At 73.4% G+C, this 17,878-nt stretch carries 18 protein-coding genes; 6 read left to right on the forward strand and 12 right to left on the reverse strand.

Annotated elements, in window-relative coordinates:
- The first annotated feature begins 343 nt into the window (after positions 1-343).
- Together ACFYUY_RS25565 and ACFYUY_RS25570 are read left to right on the forward strand one after the other, a co-directional pair.
- Complete coding sequence (locus ACFYUY_RS25565; RefSeq protein ID WP_387903979.1) at positions 344-1,429, forward strand: nitrous oxide reductase family maturation protein NosD; 1,086 nt, start codon at positions 344-346, stop codon at positions 1,427-1,429.
- Positions 1,430-1,505: 76 nt separating this feature from the next.
- Positions 1,506-2,537: a methyltransferase gene (locus ACFYUY_RS25570; RefSeq protein ID WP_387903982.1), complete on the forward strand. Its 1,032-nt coding sequence runs from the start codon at positions 1,506-1,508 to the stop codon at positions 2,535-2,537.
- Between the two features lie 75 nt (positions 2,538-2,612).
- Here the strand turns inward: ACFYUY_RS25570 and ACFYUY_RS25575 are convergent, their stop codons facing one another.
- The 9 genes from ACFYUY_RS25575 to ACFYUY_RS25615 form a co-directional block, all read right to left on the reverse strand.
- Positions 2,613-3,320 (reverse strand): class F sortase, encoded by a 708-nt coding sequence (locus ACFYUY_RS25575; protein ID WP_360211354.1) that lies wholly within the window; start codon positions 3,318-3,320, stop codon positions 2,613-2,615.
- A 119-nt stretch (positions 3,321-3,439) separates the two neighbouring features.
- The gene (locus tag ACFYUY_RS25580) at positions 3,440-3,916 is read right to left on the reverse strand and encodes a hypothetical protein (RefSeq protein WP_360211352.1); all 477 of its coding nucleotides are present in this window, start codon (positions 3,914-3,916) and stop codon (positions 3,440-3,442) included.
- A gap of 338 nt (positions 3,917-4,254) precedes the next feature.
- On the reverse strand, positions 4,255-4,584 hold the full coding sequence (locus ACFYUY_RS25585) for a TcmI family type II polyketide cyclase (RefSeq protein WP_360211350.1): 330 nt from the start codon (positions 4,582-4,584) through the stop codon (positions 4,255-4,257).
- Entirely contained in the window at positions 4,581-5,036 is a 456-nt protein-coding gene (locus tag ACFYUY_RS25590) for an SRPBCC family protein (RefSeq protein ID WP_360211348.1), read from the reverse strand. Before ACFYUY_RS25590 ends, ACFYUY_RS25585 begins: the two co-directional genes overlap by 4 nt.
- A gap of 1 nt (position 5,037) precedes the next feature.
- Positions 5,038-5,298: an acyl carrier protein gene (locus ACFYUY_RS25595; protein WP_360211346.1), complete on the reverse strand. Its 261-nt coding sequence runs from the start codon at positions 5,296-5,298 to the stop codon at positions 5,038-5,040.
- Positions 5,299-5,336: 38 nt separating this feature from the next.
- Entirely contained in the window at positions 5,337-6,578 is a 1,242-nt protein-coding gene (locus ACFYUY_RS25600; RefSeq protein WP_387903986.1) for a beta-ketoacyl synthase N-terminal-like domain-containing protein, read from the reverse strand.
- A 5-nt stretch (positions 6,579-6,583) separates the two neighbouring features.
- Entirely contained in the window at positions 6,584-7,840 is a 1,257-nt protein-coding gene (locus ACFYUY_RS25605) for a beta-ketoacyl-[acyl-carrier-protein] synthase family protein (RefSeq protein WP_360211342.1), read from the reverse strand.
- Positions 7,837-8,262 (reverse strand): cupin domain-containing protein, encoded by a 426-nt coding sequence (locus ACFYUY_RS25610; RefSeq protein WP_360211340.1) that lies wholly within the window; start codon positions 8,260-8,262, stop codon positions 7,837-7,839. Before ACFYUY_RS25610 ends, ACFYUY_RS25605 begins: the two co-directional genes overlap by 4 nt.
- Positions 8,263-8,292: 30 nt before the next feature.
- Positions 8,293-9,459 (reverse strand): SchA/CurD-like domain-containing protein, encoded by a 1,167-nt coding sequence (locus tag ACFYUY_RS25615; protein ID WP_360211338.1) that lies wholly within the window; start codon positions 9,457-9,459, stop codon positions 8,293-8,295.
- Between the two features lie 304 nt (positions 9,460-9,763).
- Here ACFYUY_RS25615 and ACFYUY_RS25620 point away from each other — a divergent pair, with 304 nt between their 5' ends.
- Complete coding sequence (locus ACFYUY_RS25620) at positions 9,764-11,389, forward strand: FAD-dependent monooxygenase (protein ID WP_360211336.1); 1,626 nt, start codon at positions 9,764-9,766, stop codon at positions 11,387-11,389.
- A gap of 137 nt (positions 11,390-11,526) precedes the next feature.
- On the opposite strand, the gene ACFYUY_RS25625 is transcribed toward ACFYUY_RS25620, so the two are convergent.
- The 3 genes from ACFYUY_RS25625 to ACFYUY_RS25635 form a co-directional block, all read right to left on the reverse strand.
- On the reverse strand, positions 11,527-13,188 hold the full coding sequence (locus ACFYUY_RS25625; protein ID WP_360211334.1) for an APC family permease: 1,662 nt from the start codon (positions 13,186-13,188) through the stop codon (positions 11,527-11,529).
- Between the two features lie 596 nt (positions 13,189-13,784).
- A complete protein-coding gene (locus ACFYUY_RS25630) occupies positions 13,785-14,105 on the reverse strand; it encodes a hypothetical protein (protein WP_360211332.1) in 321 nt (106 codons plus the stop codon).
- Positions 14,102-14,407, reverse strand: a complete 306-nt coding sequence (locus ACFYUY_RS25635; protein WP_387903991.1) for an SAV_915 family protein — start codon at positions 14,405-14,407, stop codon at positions 14,102-14,104. The genes ACFYUY_RS25630 and ACFYUY_RS25635 overlap by 4 nt, the downstream gene beginning before the upstream one ends.
- A gap of 235 nt (positions 14,408-14,642) precedes the next feature.
- Here ACFYUY_RS25635 and ACFYUY_RS25640 point away from each other — a divergent pair, with 235 nt between their 5' ends.
- The 3 genes from ACFYUY_RS25640 (at position 14,643) to ACFYUY_RS25650 (ending at position 17,868) form a co-directional block, all read left to right on the forward strand.
- On the forward strand, positions 14,643-15,074 hold the full coding sequence (locus ACFYUY_RS25640; RefSeq protein WP_387903994.1) for a helix-turn-helix domain-containing protein: 432 nt from the start codon (positions 14,643-14,645) through the stop codon (positions 15,072-15,074).
- A complete protein-coding gene (locus ACFYUY_RS25645; protein ID WP_360211326.1) occupies positions 15,067-15,483 on the forward strand; it encodes a DUF4180 domain-containing protein in 417 nt (138 codons plus the stop codon). The genes ACFYUY_RS25640 and ACFYUY_RS25645 overlap by 8 nt, the downstream gene beginning before the upstream one ends.
- Positions 15,484-15,648: 165 nt before the next feature.
- Complete coding sequence (locus ACFYUY_RS25650) at positions 15,649-17,868, forward strand: NADP-dependent isocitrate dehydrogenase (RefSeq protein WP_360211324.1); 2,220 nt, start codon at positions 15,649-15,651, stop codon at positions 17,866-17,868.
- Positions 17,869-17,878: the final 10 nt, after the last annotated feature.

Below are 17,878 nucleotides of genomic sequence, written 5' to 3' on the forward strand. Positions count from 1 at the left end.
TCCCTGCCGCGCGCCCCGGCCGGCCGTCCGCGCCCCCGCCGCGCGCCCTGGCCGGCCGTCCGCGCCCCCGCCGCGCGCCCTGGCCGGCCGTCCGCGCCCCCGCCGCGCGCCCCGGCCACGCGGTCGGCCGACGCCCCGTCAGTCCCGCAGCCCAGCCCTGGTGGCGGGCCCACCCGGCCGCCCTTAGCGTCGACTCGGCCGCACCCACCGGCCGTCACCACCCGCACACGGCGCGTCAACGCGTGCGCCGCGTCGGTCCCAGTCCCGCACACCGCGTACCACAGCGCCGCCCGGCCGGCCCCGGCCGCATCCCCGAGCGCGCCGGAGAGACAGGTCACCACTCATGCCCACGCGACGGGTCCACCACCTCGCCGCGGCCGCCGCGGCCGCCACCACCGCCCTGACCACCGCCCTCGCCACCCTGGCCGCCGTGCCCGCGGCGCACGCCGCCGAGCAGGGCACGCTGCACCTCGTCCCCGCGGGCGCATCGGTGCAGCAGGCCGTCGACGCCGCGAAGTCCGGCGACACGATCCAGCTCCTCCCCGGCACCTTCCGCGGCAGCGTCCGCATCACCACGCCCGGCCTCACCCTGCGGGGCTCCGGCCCGGCCAGCGTGATCACCCCCGGGGACGGCACGGAGAACGCCTGCGCCACCGCCGGGCACGGCATCTGCGTGGTCGGCACCGAGGCGGCCCCGCTGGCGGACGTCACGGTCGAGGCCCTCGCCGTCACCGGCTTCACCAGGAACGGCATCGACGCCAGCGGCACCACCGGCCTGGCCGTGCGCGCCACCTACGTCCACGACAACGCCCAGCAGGGCATCAGCCAGGAGATGTCCACCCGGGCCGCCATCGTCGGCAACCGCTCGGTCGACAACGGCCAGTCCGGCGTGTTCCTGGCCAACTACGCCTACCGCGAGGGCGGCGCGCCCGACACCGGCGGGACGGTCGTGGAGGGCAACGTGCTGACCGGCAACCGGGTCGGCGTCACCGTCCGCCGCCTGCGCGGGCTCGCCGTCCAGGGCAACGAGATCACCGGCAACTGCGGCGGCGTGTTCGTGGTCGGCGACGAGGGCGTCCCGCGGGCCGGGGACCTCGACGTCCGGAAGAACCGGGTCGTCGCCAACAACCGGTTCTGCCCGGCCAACCCGCGCCTGGGCGCCATCCAGGGCGCCGGCATCGTGCTCACCGGCACCGAGGACACCCGGGTCACCGACAACGAGGTGCACGACAACGTCGGCAGCTCGGACTTCTCCGGCGGCATCGTGCTGTTCAAGAGCGTCGTCGGCGTCTCCAACGCCCGGGCGACCGTCTCCGACAACCGTCTGAGCGGCAACAGCCCGGCCGACATCGCCGACCGCGACACCGCCGGCGCCAACACCTTCTCCCGCAACACCTGCGACCGCTCCGAGCCCTCCGGCCGCTGCTGAGCCCGTGCCCCGCCGGCCCGGCACCCGGACCGCGCCCGACCCCGGCCACCCCACCCGTCGACAAGGAAGACCGCCCATGACCACCGCACCCGCCACCAGTCCCCAGGCCGCGATGCGCCTGCGCGAGCTCGTCTTCGGCGCCGCCTGCGCCGCGGCCGTCCGCGCGGCCGCCCGGCTCGGCGTGGCCGACGCCCTCGGGGACACCCCGACCGCCGTCACCGACCTCGCCGCCGCCCTGGACACCGAGCCCCGCCAGCTGCGCCGGCTGATGCGCGCGCTCACCTGCTACGGCATCTTCGCCGAGACCGCCGACGACCGCTTCGAGCACACCGAGATGTCCCGGCTGCTGCGCGAGGACGCCCCCAACTCGCTGCGCTACATCTCCCTCTGGTGCACCGAGCCGTGGACCTGGGAGGCCTGGCCCAAGCTGGACGAGGCGGTGCGCTCCGGCCGCAACGTCTTCCCCGAGCTGTTCGGCAAGGAGTTCTTCGACTACCTGCACAGCGACGGGGGCGACTCCGCCAAGGTCTTCGACAAGGCGATGACGACCTCCAGCCGGCAGTCCGCCCAGGACTTCGCCGAGTACCTGGACCTCACCGGCGTGGACTCGGTGGTCGACATCGGCGGCGGCCAGGGCCACGTCCTGGCCAGCCTGCTGGAGAAGCACCCGGCCCTGCACGGCACCCTGCTGGACCTGCCCAAGGTGGTCGCCGGCGCGGACGCCCGGCTGCAGGACGGCGGCGCGTTCTCCGCCCGCGCCCGGCTGGTGCCCGGCGACTGCCGGATCGACATCCCGGTCCGCGCCGACCTCTACATCATCAAGAACATCCTGGAGTGGGACGACGAGAGCACCCGGCGCACCCTCGCCAACGTGGTCGCCGCCGCCCGTCCGGGGGCCCGGGTCGTGGTGGTGGAGAACCTCGTCGACGACAGCCCGTCGATGCGCTTCACCACGGCGATGGACCTGCTGCTGATGCTCAACGTCGGCGGCGCCAAGCACTCCGAGGCGAGCATGGTGCGACTGATGGAGGAGGCCGGACTGGACGTCGCGGTCGTCCGCCCCGTCAACCCCTACCTGCACGCCTTCGAGGCCACCGTGCGCGGCTGAGCGGCACCCGCGCGCGACGGAACGGACGACCGCCGGCCCCCTCGGGGGCCGGCGGTCGTCCGCGTCCGGGGTCCGTCAGGCCTTGCGCGAGGACTCCAGGTGCGCGAAGACCACCACGTTGTCGAGGTAGTCCTTCCGCTTCTTGTCGTAGGTGCCGCCGCAGGTGATCAGCCGCAGCTGGGCGTCGGGCGTCTTCCCGTAGACCTTCTGGTCGGGGAAGGCGTTCTTGGCGTAGGTCTCCACCTCGTCCACCGCGAACACCGCGACCGTGCCGTCCGCGCGGGTCACCTCGACCTTGTTGCCCGGCAGCAGCAGGCTCAGCAGCAGGAACACCGCCGGGCCCTTGGTGGTGTCCACGTGCCCGGCGACCACCGAGCTGCCGCGCTCGCCGGGGGTGACGCCGTCCCGGTACCAGCCGACCAGGTTCTTGTCGTCCGGCGGCGGCGCGTTGAGCTGGCCGGCCGCGTTGAGGGTCAGCTCGGTGAACGGTGCGTCCACCCCGATCTGCGGGATCCGCAGCCGGGTGGGCTTGGCGGGCTTCAGCGCCGGTGCCGCGGGCGCGGCCGCCGGGCTCGGCTTCGCGGCGGCCGGCGACGTCGCGGCGGCGGGCGCCGTCGGCCCGGGGGTGGCCGGTGCGGACGCCGCCGGGGGAGCGGCCGGGGCGGCCGCCGGGTCGTCGGCCGGCTCGGTGTCCACCGAGTTGTAGATCAGCAGCAGACCGACCGCCGCCGCGCCCATCCCCCCGCGCAGCAGTCGGGGCATTCCGGAGACGGGACCGCCCATCGCTCCTTCTCCTCCTCGTCTCTCCTCGTCCGGGGGCGCTCACGGACCCCCGCAACGGCGCGCCGCCCCCGTGCGCCCCACCCGTGAGGGGGAGGCGCCCAGAGGCGGCAGCGTCGGCGTCAGGCGGTGGCGCCGGCGGAGGTGCGGCGGCCGCGGCGCAGCGCGACCGCCCCGGCGCCCAGGCCGCCGAGCAGCAGCACCGCGCCGGAGGCGAGCCCGCCGCCGGACAGGGCCAGCCCGCCGCCGCCGGTGTGCACGCCGCCGTGCGGGGTCTTGGAGTCCTCGCCCTTGCCCTCGTAGCCCTTGCCCTCCGAGCCCTTCCCCTCGGAGCCCTTGCCCTCGTAGCCCTTGCCTTCGGAGCCCTTGCTGTCCATGGGCTTGCCGTCGGAGGCCTTGTGCTCCTCGGTGGGCGCGCTCCCGGCCTTCTTGTCGTCGTAGCTCTTCGAACTGTCGGTCCCGGTGCTCTTGTCCGACTTCTCCTGCCAGGTGAGGTTCTTGCCCTGGTCGGAGGAGCCGTCGGCGAAGGCCATGGGGGCGCCGACGGTGAGGACGGCGGCGACGGCCGCTCCGGTGAGCAGCGTGCGTGCAGAACGCATGAGGATGATCCTTCCGATCCGCGGACCCGTCGCGACCGCCGGCACGTCGCCGGACAAGTGGACTCGCGAGGGGTGCGCCTGAACTACCGTCATCCACCGTGCGGCCGCCTGCCACCGGAGCGTGGCAGTGCCGGTACGCTCCGTGCGCCCTTCGGGTGGAGTCCCGGGTGTGTTCACCCGAGTGCCCCGGCGGTCCGGGTGAATCGGCCCCGCGGCCGGTGCGGACCCGTCGTCCGGCGCCGCCCCGCGGCCGGTGCGGACGTGCCGGACGCGCGCGTGGGCCCGCCCCCGGCGGAGAGCCGGGGGCGGGCCCAGGACGTGCGGAGCGGTGAGCGGGCTCAGCGTTCCCAGCGGTAGAACTCGCGCGCCATCGCGTCCTTCGGCTCGCGCCAGGTGGCGGGGTCGTAGGCCTGGACGAAGGCGGTCAGGCGGTCGCTGACGGACCGGAACTCCGGGTGGCCGACGACCTTGGAGACGGCCGGGCCCGGCGGGCGGTCGGCCTCGATGAGGTGCAGGTAGACGTCACCGAACTGGAAGAGGCTGCGGCCGGTGACCCCGATCAGGTGCGGCAGTTCGCCCTGGTCGGACGCGGCGAACACCTCGGCGATGTCCGGGGCGGCCTCCGGCTTCATCCGGGCGACGATCAGCGCGCGGTGCGTCCCGGTCACTTCTCCTCCGCCCGCTTCTCGACCTTCTCGCGGATCAGCTGCATCTGGATCCGGGAGTTCTTGTTGATGTGGTTGACCATGCCGTCGTCGTCGACCGGGGCGGTGGGCTTCATCGCGAAGTCCTGGATCCAGCGCATCCGGGTCCCGGCCGGGACCTCGGCGTACTCCCAGCGGATGTCCATGAACTCGAACGGGCCGGGCTCGACCCGGCGGGCGCTCACCGCGAGCCCGGCCTTGTCGGTGGTGCGCTCGGAGACCCAGCTCCACACCTGGCCGTTCTCGTCCGGGTGCATGGTGAGCCGGAACCGGACGCTGTCGCCCTCGCGCTGCAGCACCTCGACCGAGGCGTACTCGCTGAAGAGGTCCGGCCAGTTCTCCAGGTCGTTGGTGATCTCCCAGACCAGGTCCAGGGGGGCGGCGATGACGATCTCGTTGTCCGTGTGTCCGGGCATCTCAGGCACCCGCCTTCGCGGCCAGGGAGGTGTTGACCAGTTCCAGGAACTCGGCGGGGCTCTTGGCCGACTCGGCGCCCGAGGTGACCTTGAGGTTGTGCCGGTTCTCCAGCTCGCCGACGACGCCGAGCAGTCCGAGCGAGTCGACGCCGAAGTCGTCGAACTGGGCGCCCGGGCGCTCCAGGTCCAGCGGGTCGACGGAGACGCCGGCCCGGGTCTGGATCAGGGCGGCCAGTTCGGGATAGCTGAGGGTGTTGCTCACGGGGGTGTCCCTTCAGACTGGGGTGGTGCGGTGGGGGTTCAGGCCGCGTCCCCGCGCCGGAGCACCAGCGCGGAGTTGGAGCCCATCAGCCCGCGGCTGAGCACCAGTGCGGTGCGCAGTTCGGCCGGGCGGGCGCGGCCGGTCACCAGGGCGAGCTCGTGGCAGACCTCGGTGACGTTGGGGGTGGGCGGCAGCACGCCGTCCTCCATGGCCAGGACGGCGGCGGCCACGTCGAGCATCGGGGCGCCGCAGTAGGCCCTGCCGATCCCGGACTTGGGCGCGGTGACCGGCACGTTCTCGGCGGACGGGCCGAGCGCGTCGGCCAGGGCGAGCGCCTCGGCCCGGTCGGCGGCCGGGACGCCGAGCGCGTCCGCGAAGACCACGTCGATCTCCTCGGGCGCGGTCCTGGCCTCGTCCAGGGCGATCCGGATCGCGGCGGCCAGCCCCTCGCGGGAGGCCTCCCAGCGGGAGGCCCCGGAGAAGGTGGCGCCGTGCCCGGCCAGGTGGGCCCGGACGGTGGCGCCGCGCCGCCGGGCGGCCTGCTCGTCCTCCAGCAGCAGCATCGCGCCGCCCTCGGCGGGGGCGAAGCCGCAGGCCTGTGCGGTGAACGGCAGGTAGGCCCGTTCGGGCCGGTCGGCGAGGCTCAGCTCGGGGTAGCCGAGCTGGCAGACCATCGAGTACGGCGCCAGCGGGGCCTCGGCCGCGCCGACCACCACCGCGTCGGTGCCGCGCTCGATCGAGCGGGCGGCGTGCGCGAGCGCGTCCAGGCCGCCGGCCTCGTCGGCGGCGACCACCCCGCAGGGGCCCTTGTAGCCGCCGCGGATCGAGATCTGGCCGGTGCTGGCCGCGTAGAACCACGCGATGGACTGGTACGGGCCGACGAACTGCGGCCCCTGGCCCCAGAGCTGCTGGAGCTCGCGCTGGCCGAACTCGCCGCCGCCGGAGCCGGCCGCGGTGACCACGCCGACCGCGAAGGGCTGTTCGGGGTCGGGCCGGAACCCGGCGTCCGCCACCGCGAGGTCGGCGGCCGCCATCGCGTAGTGCGTGAACCGGTCGGTCTGCACCAGGTAGCGGCTGTCGATCGCGGCCCGCGGTTCGAAGTCCTGCACCTGGCCCGCGATGCGCAGCGGCAGCCCGGTGCAGCCCTCGCGGGATATCCGGTCGAGGACGCTCACGCCCTGCCTGGTGGCCTTCCAGAAGGCGTCGGCCCCCACGCCGTTCGGCGCCACCACGCCGAGGCCGGTGACCACCGCCCGGCGGCCCTGCTGACGTGACGTCATGGAACTCACCCCGTTCTGTTGAGCACGACGGCGGACTGGAATCCGCCGAATCCGCTGCCGACCGAGAGGATGTGGCTCAGCGGCAGCTCACGCGCGGTGCGCGGCACGTAGTCGAGGTCGCACTCCGGGTCCGGCGTCTCGTAGTTGGCCGTCGGCGGGACCACGCCGTGGGCCAGCGCCAGCGTGCAGGCGACCACCTCGATGGCGCCGATCGCGCCGAGCGAGTGCCCGACCATCGACTTGATCGAGCTCATCGGGGTGCCGAAGGCGTGCGCCCCGAGCGAGCGCTTCACGGCGGCGGTCTCGTGCCGGTCGTTCTGCTTGGTGCCCGAGCCGTGCGCGTTGACGTAGTCGACGTCGGTGCGGTCGACCCGGGCGTGGGCGAGCGCGTCGTCGATCGCCCGGGACATCTCCAGCCCCTCCTGGGTGAGGCCGGTCATGTGGTAGGCGTTGCCGAAGGTGGCGAAGCCGCCGACCTCGCCGTAGATCCGGGCGCCGCGGCGGCGGGCGTGCTCCAGCTCCTCCAGCACCAGGACGGCGCCGCCCTCGCCGAGGACGAAGCCGTCCCGGTGGGCGTCGAAGGGGCGGGAGGCGTGCGCCGGGTCGTCGTTGCGCTCGCTGGTGGCCTTGATGGCGTCGAAGCAGGCGACGGTGATCGGTGAGATCGGGGAGTCGGAGGCGCCGGCGATGCAGATGTCGGCGCGCCCCTCCTCGACGGCCTGGAAGCCGTAGCCGATCGCGTCGAGGCCGGAGGTGCAGCCGGTCGAGACGGTCTGCACCGGCCCGTGCGCGCCGGTCCGTTCGGCGACCGCGGAGGCCAGCGTGCTGGGCGCGAAGGCCCGGTGCAGCTGCGGTTCGGCCCGGCGGTGGTCGACGTCCCAGCGGGCGCCGCCGGCGCTGACCAGGGCGTAGTCGTGCTCCAGCCGGGTGGTGCCGCCGACGGCGGTGCCGAGCGAGACGGCGATCCGCCACGGGTCCTCGGCGGCCAGGTCCAGGCCCGCGTCGGCGATCGCCTCGTCCGCCGCGACCATCGCGAACTGCACGTATCGGTCGGCCCGTTGGACCTCGTCGGGGCCCAGCCCGTGCGCCGCCGGGTCGAAGTCGCACTCGGCGGCGATCCGGGAGCGGAACCCGGTGGGGTCGAAGAGGGTGATGCCCCGGGTGGCGGTGCGTCCGGCGGTGAGGAGGTCCCAGAAGGCCGGGACCCCGACACCTCCGGGTGCGACCACACCGATCCCGGTGACGGCGACGCGCCGCGTCACGAGGCCACCTTGGCGTGTTCCGGCGGGCCGGAGGCGGCGGTCTCCTCGGTGTCGACGTGGCCGAGTTCGGGGCGCGGGGCGAGCGGGCCGAGGTGGAAGACCATCCTGGCCTCGGTGTCGCCGACGTTGCGGAACCGGTGGCGCATGTTGATCGGGATCATCAGGCCCTGGTTGGGCTTGATCACGCGGGTCTCGCCGTCCAGGTCCACCTCCAGGTCGCCGCAGACCACGAACACGAACTCCTCGGAGTACGGGTGGTAGTGCTCGCCGATCCGCTCGCCGGGCTGGACGATCGCCAGGCCCATGAACCCGCTGGTCGCCCCGCAGGTGGTCGGGGTGAGCATGGCGCGCAGGTCGCCGCCGCGTCGACGGTTCTCCGGCGCCTCGTCGACGTTGACGATCCGTGGGTACTGCGTGGTCATGGTGTTTCCTCCGAAGTGAATGACGGAACGTCAGCTGTCCTGGGAGCTCCGGTCGGTGACCGGGTTCATGGCGCGGGCGGCGAGCACCGCGGAGAGTCCGGCGACGGTGCGCAGGTCACCCTGCGGGCCGAGGTCGAGCAGGCGGGAGAGCTCGGCGGCCTCCTGGTCGCCGGCCACGCCCAGGGCCGCCGCCGGGTCGGCCTCGGCGGGGACCCGCAGGTCGACCAGGCGCACCACGACGTCCTCCCGCTGGAAGACGGTGCCCGCGGCGACCGGGCCGGTGGGGTCGGCGGTGGCCAGGTTGTCGTGCTCGGCGAGCAGTTCGGCGACGGCCCGCCCCTGGCCGGGCCGGACGGGGTACAGCACCGCGTGCCGGTGCAGCCGGGCGGCGGCGGGGGAGCTGGCGATGGCCTGGTGCTTGGCGGGCAGTGCGGCCCGGGCGAAGAAGGCGCGCGCGGCCTGCGGGTCGCCCAGCTGGCGGTGCTCCTCCAGGTACGGGTTGATCGCCTCCTCGACGGCCCGCACCTCGGGCTGCATCGCCACGTGGCGCAGCGCGTCGCCGAGGCTGCCGATCACCTCGACGGCCCGGACCACGCGGTTGCCGTGCATGAACAGCGAGGTGCGGCGCAGCCGGGTGTGCTCGTCCACCTCGGCCCGCGGGGAGGCGTAGCCGGACAGGATCCGGGCGACCTCGGGCTCGCTGCCGGGCTTCACGGTGAACGTGAGCGCGTGCCGGACGACGCCGTCGGGGCCGGGCTCGGCCTTCGGCGGGCCGACGTGCGCGGCGGGCTCGCTGCGCGGCAGGCCGGGCGGGACCTCCATCGGGGCCCGGGTGCCGGTGGAGGTCCCGCCCGAGGTCTCGCGCAGGATGGCGTAGCGCAGCGAACGGAAGTTGTCGCTGACGCAGCCGTGCATCGGCTTGACCATCTCGCGGTGGGCCGGGCTGTCCACCCACTGCAGGAAGGTCTCCTGGTCCTCCCACTCGCTGGTGATCAGCCACTGGCGGGGGTCGTTGATCGACTGGCACAGCTGGTCGCTGACATGGCCGGGCACCGAGGCCACCTGGTGGCGCAGCTGCTCGTAGACGTCGAGGAAGCGCTGCTGGGCGCCGTCCTGGATCTCCAGCATCAGCACCACCCGGAGCCGGGTGTCGGACTCGGAGTGCTGCTCGCTCTGAGGTTCGGACAGAGTTGTCATGATCCACTTTCTGCTCTGGGCCGCACGCTGCGGGCCGTGGCGGGCCGCGTCCGGCGGGTGCTCCCGGCCTGGGGAGGGCGGTGTGTGGGCGATCGGCCCGCGCGGTCGGCGCCAGGCCTGAGCTCGATCGTGAGCGGCGTACCCGGGGGGCGCGAGATTTGCGGGCCATCCGAGCGAAGGGGCGGCACAAGGGCCCCGTGACGGGGGATGGAAGAGCGGGGCCCCCGGCCGTGCGGGCCCCGTCGACGGCGGCGCCGAGCCCATTCGCCGGTCCGCGGAATCCCCGTACAGGGCGGAGCAATTGATGAATCCGAAGGTTGACGACCGGGTGCCGGTCCTGATCGTGGGCGGGTCGCTGGTCGGCCTGTCGGCCTCGCTCTTCCTCGGCCGACTGGGTGTCAGACACCTGCTGGTCGAGAAGCACGCCGACACCTCGCATCACCCGCGTGGCCGAGGCAACAACGTCCGGACGATGGAGCTCTACCGGGTGGCCGGGATCGAGCCGGCGATCCGGGAGGCGGCCTCGGTGCTCGCGCCGAACCACGGCATCCTGCAGGCGCCCTCGCTGACCGGCGACGAGCAGGAGTGGCTGTTCCGGGAGATCGACCCGGGCGGGCGGCTCGCCCGGTTCAGCCCCAGCTCGTGGTGCCTGTGCAGCCAGAACGACCTGGAGCCGGTGCTGCTGCGGGCCGCCCGCGGCCTCGGCGGGGACGTCCGCTTCAGCACCGAGCTGCTCTCCTTCGAGCAGGACGCCGAGGGCGTCACCTCGGTGCTGCGCAGCCGGGAGACCGGCGAGGAGCGCGTGGTCCGCTCGGAGTACCTGGTCGCGGCGGACGGCCCGCGCAGCCCGGCCCGCGAGCGGCTGGGCATCGGGCAGAGCGGCAAGGGCGAGCTGTTCCACAACGTCAGCATCACCTTCCGCGCCAAGCGGCTGGCCGACGTGGTCGGCGACCGGCACTTCATCGCCTGCTACCTGACCAACCCGGAGGCGGACGGCGCGCTGCTGCCGGTGGACAACCAGGAGGAGTGGGTCTTCCACGCGCCCTGGCACCCCGAGCACGGCGAGCCGCTGGAGGCCTTCACCGACGAGCGCTGCGAGCGGCACATCCGCACCGCCGTCGGCCTGCCCGACCTCGACGTCGAGGTGACCGGCCGGGCGCCCTGGCACGCCGCCGAGCGGGTTGCCGACCGCTACGGCGACGGGCGGGTCTTCCTCGCCGGGGACTCCGCGCACGAGATGTCGCCGACCGGCGCGTTCGGCTCCAACACCGGCATCCAGGACGCGCACAACCTGGCCTGGAAGCTCGCCGCGGTGCTGTCCGGCTGGGCGGGCCCGGGCCTGCTGGAGACGTACGGGCAGGAGCGCCGGCCGGTCGCGCAGGTGACCGGCGAGCGGGCCTCGGCCCGTTCGGCCGAGCACAGCCACCCCGGGTACGCGGTCGTCCCGGGCGTCGGGCGCCAGGCCGGGGTGCTGGCGGTGGCGCTCGGCTACCGCTACCCGGCGGGCGCGGTGACCGGCACGGACCAGGCGGGCCCGGTCGTCCCCGAGCAGTTCGAGGTGGCCGGGGAGCCCGGCAGCCGGGCCCCGCACCAGTGGCTGCTGCGGGCGGGCGTGCGGCTGTCGACGCTGGACCTCTACGAGCAGACGATGGTCCTGCTGACCGGCCCGGACGGCGGGGCCTGGCGCTCCGGTGCGCGGCGGGCGGCGGACCGGCTGGTCGTGCCGCTGGAGGCCTACCGGATCGGCGACGGACCGGAGGACGACCTCGCGCCGGAGCCGGGCGGGGACTTCGCCGGGCTGCACGGCATCGGCTCGGACGGCGCGCTGCTGGTCCGCCCGGACGGCTTCGTGGCCTGGCGCTCGACGGGCCCGGCCGAGGACCCGGAGGCCGAGGTCGCGGCGGCCCTGCGCGCGGTGCTCGACCTGTAGCGGGCCGGCCGGCCGGTCCCGGGCTCGAACCGCCGGGACCGGCCGCGCGGGGCCGGACCCTGCGGACGACGCGGGACGGGCCCGCCGGTCGTGTGACCGGCGGGCCCGTCCTGGGGTTTCGGGGTGTGTCAGCGGGGTCAGTGACCGCCCGCGTCGACCACCTCGACGTCGGCGACCTCGCGCTGGATGTCCTCGGCCGGCAGGGCGACGCGGATCGCCCAGAAGTAGATGCCGAGGGCGAACACCGCGACCAGGCCCATGTCCCACCACATCGGGATCCGGCCGGTGCCGTCACCGAAGCCGCCCTGCCAGGAGATCAGGCCCAGGCCCAGCAGGTAGACGGGCAGCCACTGGGCGGACTTCCAGCTGAGCCGCGGCGCGTTCGGCAGGCCCCTGCGGATCGCGTAGGCCGCGTAGCCGCCGAGCAGGAGGTAGCCGAGGACGATCGCCATGCCCAGACGGGACAGGGTGTGCCAGCCGGACCAGTAGATGATGAGGCTGGAGACCACGAAGGCGGCCGGGGAGATGATCCCGCCGAGCGGCAGCCGGTACGAGCGCTCGTGGTCGGGCAGCCGGCGGCGCAGGGCGCCGAAGGCGAGCGGGGCACCGGCGTACATCAGCACGCTGGCGGAGGTGATGAAGCCGACCAGCTCCTGCCAGCTCGGGAAGGGCAGGAAGCAGATCACGCCGGTGATGAAGGACATGATCAGGCCGAACCACGGCACGCCGTTCTTGTCCAGCTGCTCGAACTTCTGCGGCGCGTAGCCGTTCTTGCTCAGGCCGTAGGAGATGCGCGAGGTGGAGGTGGTGTAGATCAGGCCGGTGCCGCCGGGGGAGACGATGGCGTCGAAGTACAGCACCCAGGAGAGCCAGCCGAGGCCGACCAGGGTGGCGAGACCGGCGAACGGGCCCTCGATGCCGGGGAAGTCGAGCTTGTCCCAGCCGTTGGCGAAGGAGCTGAGCGGCAGCGAGCCGATGAAGGCGACCTGCAGCAGGACGTAGATCAGGGTGCCGATGGCGACGGAGCCGAGCACGGCGCGGGGGATGTCGCGCTTGGGGTTGCGGCTCTCACCGGAGATCTGGATGGCCTGCTCGAAGCCGAGCAGCGCGAAGATGATGCCGCTGGAGCTGATCGCGGCGAGCACGCCCTTGGCACCGAACGGCGCGAAGCCGTGCGAGGTGAAGTTGGACGAGTGGAAGTTGGTGATCGACAGCGCCAGGATCGTGAGCAGCGGGACGCCGATCTTGAGCCAGGTCGCGATCGAGTTGGTGGCCGCGAGGACCCGCACACCGAGGAAGTTGACGGCGACGAACACGCCCATCAGGAGCACCGCGACGATGAACCCGCTGGTGGTGAGGGTGCCGTTCTCGTTGAGGAAGCTCTTGGCGAACTCCCAGTGGCCCGCGTAGCCGATCATCGCCTCGACCTCGATCGGGGCGACGGTGGCGGCCTGGAGCCAGGAGAACCAGCCGAAGGACATGCCGGCGAGGCCGCCGAACGCGTAGTGCGGGTACCGCGCGGTGCCACCGGCGACCGGGAACATCCCGCCGAGCTCGGCGTGCACGAAGGCCAGCAGCACGATCGCGACTGCGCCGATGCCCCAGGAGAGGAGGGCCGCAGGCCCGGCGGCGACGACGGCGTTCTTCGCGCCGAACAGCCAGCCGGAGCCGATGATCGAGCCGACCGAGGCCCACATGAGGCCGATGAGCCCGACGTGGCGCTTGAGCGACCGGTTGGAGGTGCCGGACTCGGTGCCGGTGCTCTGTCCGGGCGGCGAGATCTGGTTGAGGGAAGCCATGGGCGATCTCTCTGTGTGTGGGGGCTCCGGCAGACGACGGAGCGCGGAGAGTTGCCACACAGTAGGGCTATTCATAGACCTCTGCACAGATTTCATTACTGAATGTTTACTTACTTTGCCGGATATCCCTGCAGGTAGGGGGCTATCTGTTCATGTGTGTGTTACGTGACCGGTGAGTAGGTTCAGTATTTGAGCGTGAATTGAGCATCGGCCCCCGAGGCGGCAATATGGACGCCCCGGGTGATACATGGAAATGGTGATCGCCGCATAGCGATGCGCCGCCGTCCGTCGGGGCGCTCGCCCGGGCGGCCGGCGGCGGTTCGCCGCGATTGCGCCAATTGCCCCTCGCTGCTTGCTTCTTGGCGAGATGTACGGGCTCCTCGCAGGGTCGCCGGCCCCTCGCAGGGGCGGTGTGGAACGGGCCGCGCTAGTGCCGCCCCGGGGCGCGCCCGGGCCGCCTTCCGGAGGGTCGCCGGCCGCTCGGCGGCCCCGGAGCCGCGACTCGGGCGCGTGTCGTGCGTCACGTGGCCCCGGCGGGCCGCCGGTGCTACGGGGTGTCTGGATCACCGCCGGGGCCCTGATCCACGAGACACCTCTTACGGGACCGGCCGCAGGACCACCGGGGCCGGGGCGAGGGTGCGCAGCACCAGGTCGATCCGGACCTTCGCGGCGCCGGCGCGCTGCAGCGCGGCGGCCACCTCCCGTAACTCCTCCGGCCCGGTGCAGGCCAGCCGGAGCTCCAGGTCGGCGTCGCCGGCGAGGGCGAGGCCGCCCCGGACGGCCGGGTGCTCCGCCGCCAGGGCGTCGAAGTCGAGCGGGACGGGCCCGTGGCTGACCCGGGCGAGCGCGTGCAGCGTCCGGGCCGGCTCCGGCCGCTCCTGCTCCGGGCCCCCGGTGACCAGGTGGAGGGCGGTCACCGGTGCTGGAGCTGTGCGGTCGGGGCGGTGGCCGGCGGTCCGGCCGGGGCGGCGACGGGCGGGGCGACCAGGCGCGGGTCGAGGACGAGGGTGTCCACGCAAAGCGGGGCGACGAGGTCGCGCAGCGCGGGCTCGGCGAGCTCGGTGTACGGCTGGGCCGGTCCGAGGAGGGCGGCGAGGGCCTCGGGGGAGGAGAAGCCGACGGCGCAGCGGCGGCCGTCGCGCAGGCGGAAGAGGCGGAGGGCGGTGGTGCCGCCGGTGCCGGAGACGGTGACCGGTACGTGCCAGACGACGCGGGCCATGCGGGTGCTCCCGGGTGGAGTGGTGGGCCTGCCGGAACTGCTGCTTCGACGCTAGGCCGGGTTTCGCCGGGCGTCGCCGGTCCTGACGCGGCGTTGACCGAATGGGGTGGTGCCTTGACGCAGTCCTGACGGTCGGCTCACCCGAGTGGACTACACCACTCCACATACTTCCGTAAACATCCCCATCGGATGGTAGTTTGCATGATGATAGGGAAGTTCGAGAGGATGGCCGCAGGTGGCGCAGTACTACTCCGTGGAACAGGTGGCCGAACTGCTCGGCCTGCACGTCCGGACCGTCCGCGGCTACATCCGCGACGGCCGGCTCGCCGCGACCAGGATCGGCAAGCAGTACCGGATCGCCCGCGCCGACCTGGAGGCCCTCACCGGCGCCCCCGCCGGGCGGACCGACACCGCCGCCGCGCCGCGGGTGGAGGTGTCCGCCGTCGTCCGGATCGAGGGCGTCGGGCGGCTCGCCGTGGACCGGCTGACCACCACCGTGCTCGCCGCGATCGCCGGACCGCGCGACGGCGGCCGCCCGCTGCACGTCGAGACCGTCCACGACGCCGAGCGCGAGACCCTGCGGGTGGTCGTGCTCGGGGACCCGGCCGACACCGCCGCGCTGCTCGCCATCATCGACTCGTTGACCAGGGAGAACGGCCATGTCTGAGCAGTCCGTGCAGCAGCCCGTACAGCCGGGGCGGGGGGACCGCCCGGCGGCGGCGTCCCCGCTCACCGACGGGACGGTCCTGCGTCTGCCCGCCGAGGGTGCGCCGATCCGCGGGGAGCAGGACGCCCTGGACGTGATCGGCGACGCCTTCGGCCGCGGCGCCACCTGGGTGGTCGTCCCCGCGGCCCGCCTGCACCCCGACTTCTTCGCGCTGCGCACCCGGGTCGCCGGCGGCATCGTGCAGAAGTTCGTCAACTACCGGGTCGGCCTGGTCGTGCTCGGCGACGTCGCCGCCCACGTCGCCGCGAGCGACGCGCTGCGCGACTTCGTCCGGGAGAGCAACCGCGGCGACCAGCTCTGGTTCCTGGCCGACGAGGCCGCGCTCGAGGCCAGGTTCGCCGAGGTCTGACCGCCCTCCGCTTGCCCCGGGCCCGCTCGGGGACCACGGTGGGACTGACCGTCGCCGCGCCCCCGGGGCGCCCGGCGCGCGCTCCGGGGCGGGGGGAGGTGGAGCGAGGGGCCCGTGACGAGATATCTTGACGTCAAGACGTTGGAGACGTGAAGCGGAGTACCGATGACTGACTCGACCATCATCTATACGCACACCGACGAGGCTCCGGCCCTGGCGACCTACTCGTTCCTGCCGGTGGTCCAGGCGTACGCCTCGACCGCGGGTGTGCGCGTGGAGACCCGCGACATCTCCCTGGCCGGGCGGATCATCGCGAGCTTCCCGGAGCGTCTGGCCGAGGGCCAGCAGATCGGGGACGCCCTCGCCGAGCTGGGCGAGCTGGCCAAGACCCCGGCCGCCAACATCATCAAGCTGCCGAACATCTCGGCCTCCGTGCCGCAGCTGAAGGCCGCCATCGCCGAGCTGCAGGCCCAGGGCTACGCCCTGCCGGACTACCCGGACGACCCGCGGACCGACGAGGACAAGGACGTCCGCGCCCGCTACGACAAGGTCAAGGGCAGCGCCGTCAACCCCGTCCTGCGCGAGGGCAACTCGGACCGCCGCGCCCCGGGCTCGGTGAAGAACTACGCCAAGACCCACCCGCACCGCATGGGCGCCTGGACCTCCGAGTCCAAGACCAACGTCGCCACCATGGGCGAGAACGACTTCCGCTCCACCGAGAAGTCCACCGTGATCGCCGCCGACGGTGCGCTGCGCATCGAGCTGGTCGGCGAGGACGGCACCACCACCGTGCTGCGCGAGAAGGTCCCGGTGCTCGCCGGCGAGGTCGTCGACGCCTCGGTGATGCGCGCCGCCGCCCTGAACGAGTTCCTGGCCGCCCAGGTCGCCCGGGCCAAGGCCGAGGGCGTGCTGTTCTCGGTCCACCTCAAGGCCACCATGATGAAGGTCTCCGACCCGATCGTCTTCGGCCACGTCGTGCGCGCCTTCTTCCCGAAGACCTTCGCCCAGTACGGCGAGGCGCTGACGGCCGCCGGCCTGAACCCGAACAACGGTCTCGGCGGCATCCTCGCCGGCCTCGACGCGCTGGCCGACGGCGCCGCGATCAAGGCCTCCTTCGAGGCCGAGCTCGCCGAGGGCCCGGCCCTCGCGATGGTCGACTCGGACAAGGGCATCACCAACCTGCACGTCCCGAGCGACGTCATCGTCGACGCCTCGATGCCGGCCATGATCCGCACCTCCGGCCACATGTGGGGCCCGGACGGCCAGGAGGCCGACACCCTCGCCGTGCTGCCCGACAGCAGCTACGCCGGCGTGTACCAGGCCGTCATCGACGACTGCCGCGCCCACGGCGCCCTGGACCCGGCGACCATCGGCTCGGTGCCGAACGTCGGTCTGATGGCCCAGAAGGCCGAGGAGTACGGCAGCCACGACAAGACCTTCGAGATCGCCACGGCGGGCACCGTCCGCCTGGTCGACGCCGCGGGCGACGTGGTGCTGGAGCAGGCCGTCCAGCCGGGCGACATCTTCCGCGCCTGCCAGACCAAGGACCTGCCGATCCAGGACTGGGTCAAGCTGGCCGTCACCCGCGCCCGCGCCACCGGCGACCCGGCGGTGTTCTGGCTGGACGGGACCCGCGCCCACGACGCCGTCCTGATCGAGAAGGTCAAGACCTACCTGGCGGAGCACGACACCACCGGCCTGCAGATCGAGATCAAGTCCCCGGTCGAGGCCACCACGTTCTCGCTGGAGCGCATCCGCCGCGGCGAGAACACCATCTCGGTGACCGGCAACGTGCTGCGCGACTACCTGACCGACCTGTTCCCGATCCTGGAGCTGGGCACCAGCGCCAAGATGCTGTCGGTCGTCCCGCTGATGGCGGGCGGCGGCCTGTTCGAGACCGGCGCCGGCGGCTCCGCCCCGAAGCACGTCCAGCAGCTGGTCAAGGAGAACTACCTGCGCTGGGACAGCCTGGGCGAGTTCTTCGCGCTGGCCGCCAGCTTCGAGCACCTGGCCACCACCACGGACAACGCCCGGGCCCAGGTGCTGGCCGACACCCTGGACCGCGCCACCGGCACCTTCCTCAACGAGGACAAGTCGCCGAGCCGCCGCCTCGGTGGCATCGACAACCGCGGCAGCCACTTCTACCTGGCGCTGTTCTGGGCCCAGGAGCTGGCGAAGCAGACCGCCGACGCCGAGCTGGCCCAGGCGTTCGAGGGCCTGGCCAAGGCGCTGACCGAGCAGGAGCAGGTCATCGTCGACGAGCTGATCGCCGTCCAGGGCTCGCCGGTCGACCTCGGCGGCTACTACCAGCCGGACCCGGCCAAGGCCGCGGCCGTGATGCGCCCGTCGAAGACCTTCAACGAGGCGCTCGGCAACCTCGGCTGAGACCGCTCGG

Origin of the sequence: Kitasatospora sp. NPDC004745, assembly GCF_042873275.1 — a bacterium.
Lineage (GTDB): Bacteria > Actinomycetota > Actinomycetes > Streptomycetales > Streptomycetaceae > Kitasatospora.

Bases quoted from the DNA above. Each gene is read 5' to 3' on its own strand.
- ACFYUY_RS25580 (WP_360211352.1), bottom strand. From the start codon at position 3,916: ATGCGTTCTGCACGCACGCTGCTCACCGGAGCGGCCGTCGCCGCCGTC.
- ACFYUY_RS25635 (WP_387903991.1), bottom strand. From the start codon at position 14,407: ATGGCCCGCGTCGTCTGGCACGTACCGGTCACCGTCTCCGGCACCGGC.
- ACFYUY_RS25615 (WP_360211338.1), bottom strand. From the start codon at position 9,459: ATGACAACTCTGTCCGAACCTCAGAGCGAGCAGCACTCCGAGTCCGAC.
- ACFYUY_RS25565 (WP_387903979.1), top strand. From the start codon at position 344: ATGCCCACGCGACGGGTCCACCACCTCGCCGCGGCCGCCGCGGCCGCC.
- ACFYUY_RS25570 (WP_387903982.1), top strand. From the start codon at position 1,506: ATGACCACCGCACCCGCCACCAGTCCCCAGGCCGCGATGCGCCTGCGC.
- ACFYUY_RS25620 (WP_360211336.1), top strand. From the start codon at position 9,764: ATGAATCCGAAGGTTGACGACCGGGTGCCGGTCCTGATCGTGGGCGGG.
- ACFYUY_RS25610 (WP_360211340.1), bottom strand. From the start codon at position 8,262: ATGACCACGCAGTACCCACGGATCGTCAACGTCGACGAGGCGCCGGAG.
- ACFYUY_RS25590 (WP_360211348.1), bottom strand. From the start codon at position 5,036: ATGCCCGGACACACGGACAACGAGATCGTCATCGCCGCCCCCCTGGAC.
- ACFYUY_RS25600 (WP_387903986.1), bottom strand. From the start codon at position 6,578: ATGACGTCACGTCAGCAGGGCCGCCGGGCGGTGGTCACCGGCCTCGGC.
- ACFYUY_RS25625 (WP_360211334.1), bottom strand. From the start codon at position 13,188: ATGGCTTCCCTCAACCAGATCTCGCCGCCCGGACAGAGCACCGGCACC.
- ACFYUY_RS25645 (WP_360211326.1), top strand. From the start codon at position 15,067: ATGTCTGAGCAGTCCGTGCAGCAGCCCGTACAGCCGGGGCGGGGGGAC.
- ACFYUY_RS25650 (WP_360211324.1), top strand. From the start codon at position 15,649: ATGACTGACTCGACCATCATCTATACGCACACCGACGAGGCTCCGGCC.
- ACFYUY_RS25575 (WP_360211354.1), bottom strand. From the start codon at position 3,320: ATGGGCGGTCCCGTCTCCGGAATGCCCCGACTGCTGCGCGGGGGGATG.